Origin of the sequence: Clostridium sp. (assembly GCF_047718555.1) — a bacterium.
GTDB lineage: Bacteria > Bacillota > Clostridia > Clostridiales > Clostridiaceae > Clostridium_I.
Window position 1 is genome coordinate 1 of sequence record NZ_JBDNRK010000090.1, and the last position, 10,345, is coordinate 10,345.

Consider the following 10,345-nt stretch of genomic DNA (forward strand, 5'->3'; position numbering starts at 1 on the left):
TAGGATTCAAAATAGGCTAGCATACTGACTAGTTATTTATTTGAATATGCCTTAATATTTTATAAACTTTAAGTCTTTATCTAAAAAGCCCATTTCACCTCATTTATACTCATATATCATCTCCAAACTTATCCAAATTACTTTATACAAATCTTATGTTAACATTTAATCCCAAGTTTTTCTTTATGACTATGTAAAATTTCTAGATTTATGTAAACTTCATGTAAAATTACCATAACAATTATTTTAATATTATCTATTTTTAACCTAATTTTTACATAAACTTTACTGTTTTGTATCTTTACTGCCCTATAATGTTAGTAAAGTATTAATACTAATACTTTTATTTAATAATTGTTAATTGTGAATTAAAAAGCCATATATTAGGAGGAAATTTATGTATAATAATTTAAAACCTTCAAAAATTATAATTTCGTTAATATCCATAGGTGTCTTTTTTCTATTCTTGTATTTCTTTAACGTTAGTCATCCAATAGTTTTTAAACCAAATGGAGATACAGCAAACGTAAATTACGAAAAGGCAGAAGTACTAGATGTACAAAATAATAATCTACAAAAAAGTGTAACTATGAAAGGCCTCTATTTTGGAAGCCAGGAAATAAAAGCAAAAATACTTACTGGAAAATATAAAGGTGAAATAACTAATGTGTCAAATTATTTAAGTGATACTCATAATGTATTCTTAAAAAAAGGCATGAAGTTCATAGCAAATATCAACTCCGTTAATAAAAATACTTATAGTGCTACGGTGTATAGCTATTACAGGGCTCCAATTCAATATGCTTTTATTTTTATTTTTTTCTTGGCATTAGGTATAATAGGTGGAAGAAAGGGAGTAAAATCTGTTCTGGGTCTTATATTTACTTTCATATGCATTATATTTTTATTCCTTCCAATGATATATAGCGGATACTCTCCTATATATGCTTCAATTTTAATAGTAATTATCACCACTTGCATTACCTTATCCTTACTAGACGGCTGGAGCAATAAAGCTATTTCTGCTATATTAGGTACCATATCTGGAGTTATAATTGCTGCCATAATAGCAGTTATTTTTGGAGGCTTGGCACATTTAAGCGGAATAAACTCCAATGATGTGGAAACACTAAACATGATTTCCACTAAATCTGGTATGCAGGTACAGGGACTGCTTTTAGCAAGTATTCTCATTGCTTCCTTGGGAGCTGTTTTAGACCTGAGTATGTCTATTGCCTCTGCAGTTCAGGAAATATACTCATCAAACCCAAAACTTAGTACAACGGAATTATTTCGTTCTGGTATGAATGTTGGTAAAGATATGATGGGAACCATGGCAAATACTCTTATTTTGGCCTTTGTAGGCTCTTCATTAAACATGATAATGGTTATATACTCTTATAATGTTTCCTTTACACAATTAATGAATATGGATATGGTAAGTATAGAAATTATCCAGGGTCTAACAGGCAGTTTTGCTATAATCTTTACAGTGCCTATAATAGCCTTTATTTCCTCAAAAATAATTCCATCTTCATTGCTGGAAACTAAAAATGCAACTATTCAGGACAAGCTTACTAATGGCAGGGCACAAGCTGATATAAAATCTCTTGAAAATTAAATAATGAATTATATCTTAATGATTTTTATGAAGTGTTTTTAATATTTTATATAAGGCATATGAAAATAAATAGTAAGTCAAAGATGCGACGTATATTTTGAATGATACAAGGAAATAGGTTCCGAAGATAGTGAGCTATCTGAGGGTTCTGTTGACGCAGTAGGATTCAAAATAGACTAGCATACTGACTAGTTATTTATCTGAATGTGCCTAAAATAGAGCTTAACCTCAGAATCCGTTTTCTGGTGTTAAACTCTATTCCTATGAAAAAATTAACCCTTATGAAAAATTTGCTGAATTGCTTTTAAAATAAATGTACTTACTTTAGAACCCCGCTATTAAAGCCTTGTTTTAGAAAGTTCAGCTTTTATATCAACTATTCTTCTATTCAAAATAGGATGAACTAAATATGGAGCTATATCGCATAAAGGTTCTATGACAAATAACCTTTCTGACATTCTTGGATGTGGTATTATGTAATCCTCTTCTGAAGTAACCAAATTATCATACATGAGAATATCTAAATCTATGGTTCTAGGTCCCCAATGTATTATTCTCTCTCTTTTTAAGATTTTTTCAAATTTAAGTAAAGCTGTCATAAACTCTTCTGGAGGTAAGATAGTTTTAACTTCTATAGCACAATTTAAAAAATCATCCTGATCTAAATATCCTACAGGCTTGGTAATATAAAACTTTGAAATTTTCGTAACTTTGCTTTTGGAACTGTCCTCTATTAATTTAATAGCATCTTTAAGGTTTTTTTCTTTATCACCCATGTTTGAACCCATACCTACGTATACTGTATGCCAGGCTCTTTCTATCTCTACTGCTGCATATTCAACATGCCTACCTATAGGTGCCCAGGGTTTTTTCAATAATAGCTTTACTGACTTTACCCTTTCGTATTCTAAAAGAATAAACTCAGCCATTTTTTCTGCTGCTGTTTCAATTAAATCATATTTTTCCTTTGTAAATTCTTTTTCTATTTTAAGGCAGAGCTCTCCATAATTTACGGTTTCCTTTAAATCGCCAGTAACTCCGGCTCTTCTCAAATCCATACCCAGTTCTATAGATAATATAAATTTTTGACCTAGATTTTTTTCTTCATTAAATACTCCATGCTTTGCAAATATCTCAAAATCTTTTATAAATATTTTATCCAATTCATCATCTCCTAACTATGGCATCTGTCATAACACAGGCTCTTTTGTTTTCCAAAACATCGTGAACCCTTACAAAATCACAGCCTTTCATTATTCCTATTACAGAAGTTGCAACTGTTCCCTCTACTCTTTCTTCTACTGGCAAATTAAGAGTATTCCCTATAACAGATTTTCTTGAAGTACCAAGTAATATAGGATAGTTAAGCTCCTTTAATTTTTCTAAATTATTCATTAACATAAGATTTTGATCATAGCTTTTTGCAAAGCCTATTCCTGGATCAATTATTATATTCTCACTTTTTACTCCAGCTTGCAGTGCTATATCTATAGATTCTTTTAAGTCTTTCAATACATCTCTTATAAAATCGCCATACACCTTGTTTTCCCTATTATGCATAATACAGCAAGGCACTTGATATTTTGCGGCCACCTCTGGCATATATGGATCTTTTTTAAATCCCCATACATCATTTATAAGATCAGCCCCCGCCTTTATAGCAAGCTCTGCAACTCTCCCCTTATAGGTATCAATAGATATTGGAACCTCTATTTCCTTTGATAGTACTTCTATTACAGGGACAACTCTTGTGATTTCTTCATCCTCATCTACAGGAATATGCTTTGGCCTTGTAGACTCTCCCCCTATATCAATTATATCAGCTCCAGCCTCAATCATTTCTTTTGCATGTTTTACAGCATTTTCTATATGATTAAATTTTCCTCCATCGGAAAAAGAGTCCGGTGTTACATTTAAAATTCCCATTACAAAGGTTTTTTTACCTATTTCAAAATTTTTATTCCCTATTTTCATAATTTACTCCTTTATACACCTTTTGTTTCTATTTCTATATCCTATATAATTAATAATGTCGTCATATAGGCATCCGATAAATATTCACATTTTTTCTCAATTCATCTAAACTTAGTATAAGTTTGTACTTTCACTAAGTTTAGATGAACTATACAGGTACGTACCACTATTATCATAAAAGCATATATATTAATATATTATATCCAGATTTTTCTTATCTTCACTCCAATTACACTGCTTGAAGGCACTGCAATAGTAACATTTTCTAGAAAGCTTATCACTAGCATATAATAAAAAACTAAGTTCTGAATTTTTGTCTTCCTTCCTATGACTCCTTATAGATTCTGCTATCAAAGTTATTTCATCACTTGTAAATTTAGATGTCTGTAAAATCTCTACAGCTAGTTGAGAGCTTGCCTCATCATGTGGAATATCATCTTCATATTGCTGCCACCTTCCAATATCATGGAGCAAAGCCGCAGCATAAATAATATCCTTTTTAATATTTATATCTTTTTCCAGAGATATTATATAAGCAATTCTGGCCACATCTAAAAAATGCTGAAGGTCATGAAGGCAAAAGCATCTATCTTTTTCACAGTTCCTATTTTTCTCTAAATATTTTCTGTAAGTTTCATTATGAAATATTAAATTAATCCTATCAACTTTATCCATAAAAACTGCTCCTTAAAATCAATTATAAGCCTCTCCCATTAATAAGTGAAATTGCTTCCATTCTAATTTGAGAATCAGTTTTCATTAAACCTCTTAAAGCCGAGGTTACAGTTTTAGAACCTGGTTTTCTAATTCCGCGCATAGTCATACATAAATGCTCCGCTTCAATCACCACTGCAATACCTTTGGAATTTACGGACTCCAAAATAACATCTGCAATTTCATTGCATAATCTTTCCTGAAGTTGAGGTTTTTTTGCCACAGTATCTACAATTCTAGCCAATTTACTCAATCCCAAGACCTCATTGCCCCCAGGTATATATACAACATGTGCTACTCCTATAAAAGGTAATAAATGATGTTCACACATAGAATATACTGGTATGTCCTTAACTATTATCATACCATTGTCATGCTCTTCATGAAATTTTTTAACATCATCCAATGGATTTTTATGAAGTCCTGCAAATATTTCTTCATACATTTCCGCTACCCTTCTGGGAGTTTCAATAAGTCCTTCTCTATCAGGATCTTCACCTATTCCTATTAAAATCTCCCTTACAGCCTTCTCAATTCTATCTTTATCCATCATTGTATTTTCTCCATTCTGTATATTATGTATATTTGAATAAATACCAAGTCAGTATGCTAGTCTATTTTACATCATACTTCATTAAACAGGTTCTTATGATATCAAAACTATCATAAGAACCTGTTTCCTTTAAATTTATTTTTACAATAGAATAAACTATTTTTATTTTACCATTCACAAGAACAAAATACACCTGCTATTTTAATTTATTTACTTCTGTCTAATGACCAATTTTTCTATAGCAAACCATATATTAGGCTGTAGGTGCTTTAATTATAAAACTTACTCCTTTTTCCCTATTAACAGCCTCTATCTTTCCATTATAAAAATCTATAATTTTTTTAGATATAGCCAAACCAAGACCAAAGTTTCCCGTTTTATCCTTGTAATGATTATCGAAAATATGATTTATATGCTTATCATCTATATTGGGGCCATCATTATATATTTCTAATATTACAGAAGAATTTTCTTCCTTTAAAATTACTGAAATTTTTTCCTCTGCATATCTAAGAGAATTTTCAAGTATATTTTCAACAGATACCTGAATTTTATCTGAATTTCCTATAATAAAACAATCTTCCATATCCAAATCCCAATAAATTTTACTATTGACCACTTCAAATCTATTTATTATATATAAAAGCAACTGCCGTAAATTAATTTTACTAACCTGACTATTATTTTCTAGAACATAATCCAAAGTATTTAAATATAACAATTGTTTAATCTTTTTTTCAAGATTTACAGCTTCATCTCTTATTATACCAGCAGTTTTTTCTATAGAATCTATATATATACCGTCAATTATGGCCTCTGCATGGCTCATAATTACCATAACAGGTGTTTTTAAATCATGGGAAATACTTTGTAAAAACATCTTTTCCTCTTCATCTGCACGTTTTAATTCTGTTCTCATAAGATTCATTGAATTTGCAAGCCTTCCAATCTCATCTTCATTTTTAATTTGGATAGGTTCTTTCCAATCCTTATGAGCTATTCGCACTGTGTAATCTTCAAGTGCCTTAAGTGGTTTTGCAATATGACTTGCAACTAATTTTGCTGCTATAAAACCAAAGACTATAAACATGATTCCAATGCCTATAACCATATATAATAATGTATTATCCTCCATTGCCGGCATATAGGATATTAAATAGGATTTTCCATTAGTTCCATCAATATTATTTACAGAGCTGATTATGAAAAGAAACTTTCTTCCATGATATGATTCCTTAAATTCATTCTCACTGATATTGTTATTCTCAATAAAACCAGCCATCCACTTTTGTATATCATCCTGTGTAACACCAGAATTCGGAGGAAAGCCCATATTGGGCTGACCTGGTGGTCCTCCTCTCTTATTGAAATCTTGTATATTAATTGTATTACTGCTATCTACATTTACAATAAAGTGACTACTTCCATGAAGATTTCTAACATCATCGAAGCCTTTTAACTGGTTAAAATTATTTTCCTTAAAAGTATCATGAGAAGCTTTCAATAACTGAAGATTGTATTTTTCATTAGTACTCCTAAAAGCTACCAAGTAAATAATTGAAATACTTAATATTATTATTAAAATTATAGCGGTAAAAGTAACCCATATCCTCATGGTTAAAGATTTAAATTTTACTTTTTTTAATTTTATCATCTTATCACCATCTTATATCCATATCCATATACAGTTTCAATAGAAAGTTCGCTTACTTTTTTGCGCAGTCTTCTGATAGTGTCATCTACCACTCTATCCGATCCAAAATAATCATTACCCCAAACACTAATTAAAATTTGTTCTCGTGATAATAAATTATTTTTATTATCTATAAGATAATTCAACAATTCAAATTCTTTATTTGTAAGCTGAATTTCATTATCCTCAAAAAATACTGTCCTTTGACTTTTACTTATTTTATATCCATTAATATTCAATGAAGATTCTTCTTTATTCTTTATCTCCTCTCCATAAATTCTCTCTAAAAGCTTATTAGTTCTGATAACAAGTTCTCTTGGGAGAAATGGTTTTGATAGATAATCATCACTTCCCAGTTCCAATCCTACTACTCTATCAAGCTCTTCATTCCTAGCTGACATGAATATTACAGGTGTCTTTTTATTATTTTGCTTAACAGCTTTAATTATATCGTACCCATCAATGTCTGGCAGCATTATATCAAGAATCCAAAGATCAGGCATATCTTTTATTTTCTCAAGAGCAGACTCCCCATTTGAAAAGGTAGTTACTTCATAGCCCTCTCTTTGAAGGTATTTTTCCAATAAAATATTTAAACTCATTTCATCTTCTACAAGGTATATCCTTTTTGGCAAATTTATCACCTCTATATGGCAGCATTAATGTATAAAATGCCTTTTTATTTTGGGTACATTCAAATAAATAACTAGTCAGTATGCTAGTCTATTTATTCTCATATACCTTATTATAACTTTACCATGTAATTTTAAAAACATTATAAATATAATATGTGAAAAATATGTGATTTGTAAATATGATTTTCCTTAATTAAAAAAGAGCGAACTTAATAACATTCCATGAAAAACTATTTCATGAAATGTTATTTGTAATCTTTTTAGATAAATTATATTATATTTATTACTTTAACTTCAATTTAGCCAATGCCTCTGCAAGCCCCGAATTAATAGGTTCATCATTCTCTTTTTTCTGATCTTTAAGATATCTTGATACATCTTTTTTAGAAAGCTTTGTATTGTCTTTTTTCCTTCTATCATTAAAAGCAGAAAGCTTTTCTCTATAACCACAGCTGCATACAAATATCTGTCCATCTCCCTCTCCACGCAGTTCAAGCTTTTTATGGCAATTTGGACATCTTGCATTTGTAACTTTCGCTATGCCTTTTCTATATCCACATTCTCTATCCTGACAAACCAGCATCTTTCCCTTTTTACCATTAACCTCTAACATATATTTACCGCATTGAGGACATTTTACTCTTGTCATATTGTCATGTTTGAATTTTTCTTCACTATTTTTAATTTCATTTACAACTTCCTTAGCATAGGTTTTCATTTCATTAATAAAGATATTTTTATTCAAGGAACCCTTTGAAATAGAACTAAGCTTTTGCTCCCACTTTGCTGTAAGAGTAGGTGATTTCAGCCCTTTTGGAACAAGTTCTAAAAGCTGTTTTCCCTTAGAGGTTACATGAATATCCTTTCCCTTCTTTTCTATGAGAAAAGTATTAAATAATTTTTCTATAATATCCGCTCTTGTGGCTACAGTACCAAGTCCACCTGTTTCTCCTATAGTTTTTATTAAATCTCTGCTCTCATTATTCATGTATTTTGCTGGATTCTCCATAGCTGAAAGCAGTGTTCCTTCGTTGAATAGTGCTGGTGGTTTAGTTTGGCCTTTAGTATCTAGAACCTTACTAACCTTTAATACATCCCCCTTATTTATATTAGGTAGTATTTGCTCTGAAATATCATCTTCAGAATGTTCCTCATGGAAATTATTTTCATATACTTCTTTAAAGCCTTGAGATTTAACAATCTTGCCCTTTGCAATAAACAATTCCTCTCCAATCTTTGCTTTTATTGTAGTCTGCTCATATTCAAAAGGAGGATAAAGTACAGCTAAAAATCTCTTAACTACTAAATCGTAAATTTTTCTTTCCCTATCATTTAAAGAACTTAAAGTAACTGCCTGTTCTGTTGGAATAATAGCATGATGATCTGAAACCTTGCCGTTATCTACAAAGTGTTTATCTGCCTTTATTGGATTTTTTAACACCCTAACAGTTAATCTTGAATATGGGCCCACACTGCAAGCTCTAACTCTATCCTTTAGAGTATCCACTACATCAGAAGAAATATATCTTGAATCTGTTCTTGGATAGGTTAATACCTTATGGCTTTCATACAATCTTTGCATTAGGGAAAGAGTTTCCTTTGCAGAGTATCCAAACATTCTATTTGCATCTCTTTGAATCTCTGTTAAGTCATATAACTGTGGTGAATAACTTTTCTTATAAGCCTTATCTACCTCTATAATCTGAGCATCTTTATTCCTTATAGAAATAAGTATCTTATCAATTTTTTCTTTATCAAAAGTTCTAAAGCCTTTACTATTATTATCTTGCCAGGACAGCTTAAGATTATTTGCTTCAGCAATTATGCCATAAAAAGTCTTTGGTTTAAAATCTCTTATTTCCTCTTCTCTCTTTGCAATTATGGCAACAGTAGGTGTCTGAACTCTTCCACAGGAAAGCTGTGCATTAAATTTGCAGGTTAATGCACGGGTTGCATTGATGCCTACAAACCAGTCAGCTTCTGAACGAGCCACAGCTGAAGCATAGAGATTTTCATACTCTCTGGCATTCTTTAATTTATTAAAACCATCTCTTATAGCTTTATCTGTAACGGAGGAAATCCATAGACGCTTCAATGGCTTTTTTACATGAGACTTTTCTATTATCCATCTGGCAACAAGTTCTCCCTCACGGCCAGCATCTGTAGCTATGACAATTTCGTCTACATCTTTTCTACTCATCTGTGTCTTAACTGCATTAAATTGTTTTCCACTTTGCTTTATAACCACAAGCTTTAATTTTTCTGGCATCATTGGAAGATCTTCAATTCTCCAGGCTTTGTATCTTTCATCATAAGCCTCAGGGTCAGCCAATGTAACTAGATGACCTAATGCCCAAGTTACAATATATTTGCTTCCTTCTATAAATCCATTTCCTTTATTATTACAATTTAAAACTCTCGCTATATCTCTACCTACGGAAGGTTTTTCTGCTAATACTAATATTTTACTCATTCTAACATTCCTTTCAAATGAACTACAATTAATAGTAACATAAGTACGGCTCATTGTGAAATCAACTCAATAAAGCATGTTAAAATAAATAGGACAGTATGCTAGTATATTTTAAATTCTACTGCGTCAACAGAACTCTCTGATAGCCCACTATCATCAGAACCTGTTTCCTTGTTTAATTTAAAATATACGTCACATCTTTGATCTATTATTTATTTTCATATGCCTAAACTAAATAAAAGAATAATAACAAGGCTATCCCTAATACATTTAATGCATTTCAGGACAGCCTTATTTCAAAATAAATTAATTTAAATTATAGTTTTAGGAATATTTATTTTTTTAATTTTTCTTCCAATTCTTCCAATTCCTTATGTGTTTTTTTTCCTACTTTTTTATTGCTTTTATCATTTTTATTTCCCTTATGAGACATTTTGTATTCCTCCCAATTTATTGATATTCAATGAATTAATATAAATTTACAATAATAATTTAACCTAAATATGCTAATTATATTAGTAAAGTGACATACTCCCCCCCACCTAGCTATGCTTAGAGGTGGGAGCTTCTTGGGATGTACCAACTAATGTCAGTATAATTACCAAGCTAGCCCCGTTTGCCCAACGGTTTTTTATGTAATTTATGCACTTTTACTTTTCTCGTATATTCTTATTCCTTCATT

Annotated in this window: 9 protein-coding genes; 1 reads left to right on the forward strand and 8 read right to left on the reverse strand. The window is 30.8% G+C overall.

All coding sequences use genetic code 11. From position 1 onward, the window contains the following. Positions 1–397: 397 nt before the first annotated feature. Positions 398–1,621 carry a YibE/F family protein gene (locus tag ABF633_RS19975; protein ID WP_415526346.1) on the forward strand — a complete coding sequence of 408 codons (1,224 nt, stop codon included), beginning with the start codon at positions 398–400 and terminating at the stop codon, positions 1,619–1,621. A 338-nt stretch (positions 1,622–1,959) separates the two neighbouring features. Here the strand turns inward: ABF633_RS19975 and folK are convergent, their stop codons facing one another. From folK to ABF633_RS20015, 8 genes are all read right to left on the reverse strand, one after another. Then, positions 1,960–2,784: a 2-amino-4-hydroxy-6-hydroxymethyldihydropteridine diphosphokinase gene (gene folK, locus ABF633_RS19980; protein ID WP_415526348.1), complete on the reverse strand. Its 825-nt coding sequence runs from the start codon at positions 2,782–2,784 to the stop codon at positions 1,960–1,962. A 4-nt stretch (positions 2,785–2,788) separates the two neighbouring features. Then, on the reverse strand, positions 2,789–3,595 hold the full coding sequence (folP, locus tag ABF633_RS19985; protein ID WP_415526350.1) for a dihydropteroate synthase: 807 nt from the start codon (positions 3,593–3,595) through the stop codon (positions 2,789–2,791). A 189-nt stretch (positions 3,596–3,784) separates the two neighbouring features. Beyond that, complete coding sequence (locus tag ABF633_RS19990; RefSeq protein ID WP_415526352.1) at positions 3,785–4,270, reverse strand: HD domain-containing protein; 486 nt, start codon at positions 4,268–4,270, stop codon at positions 3,785–3,787. Positions 4,271–4,292: 22 nt separating this feature from the next. After that, positions 4,293–4,862: a GTP cyclohydrolase I FolE gene (gene folE / locus ABF633_RS19995; protein ID WP_415526354.1), complete on the reverse strand. Its 570-nt coding sequence runs from the start codon at positions 4,860–4,862 to the stop codon at positions 4,293–4,295. 61 nt (positions 4,863–4,923) lie between these two features. Next, a complete protein-coding gene (locus tag ABF633_RS20000; RefSeq protein ID WP_415526356.1) occupies positions 4,924–5,055 on the reverse strand; it encodes a hypothetical protein in 132 nt (43 codons plus the stop codon). 60 nt (positions 5,056–5,115) lie between these two features. Beyond that, positions 5,116–6,516: a sensor histidine kinase gene (locus ABF633_RS20005; protein WP_415526358.1), complete on the reverse strand. Its 1,401-nt coding sequence runs from the start codon at positions 6,514–6,516 to the stop codon at positions 5,116–5,118. Then, positions 6,513–7,190: a response regulator transcription factor gene (locus ABF633_RS20010; protein ID WP_415526360.1), complete on the reverse strand. Its 678-nt coding sequence runs from the start codon at positions 7,188–7,190 to the stop codon at positions 6,513–6,515. Before ABF633_RS20010 ends, ABF633_RS20005 begins: the two co-directional genes overlap by 4 nt. A 283-nt stretch (positions 7,191–7,473) precedes the next feature. After that, the gene (locus ABF633_RS20015; protein ID WP_415526362.1) at positions 7,474–9,663 is read right to left on the reverse strand and encodes a DNA topoisomerase III; all 2,190 of its coding nucleotides are present in this window, start codon (positions 9,661–9,663) and stop codon (positions 7,474–7,476) included. Positions 9,664–10,345 lie beyond the last annotated feature (682 nt).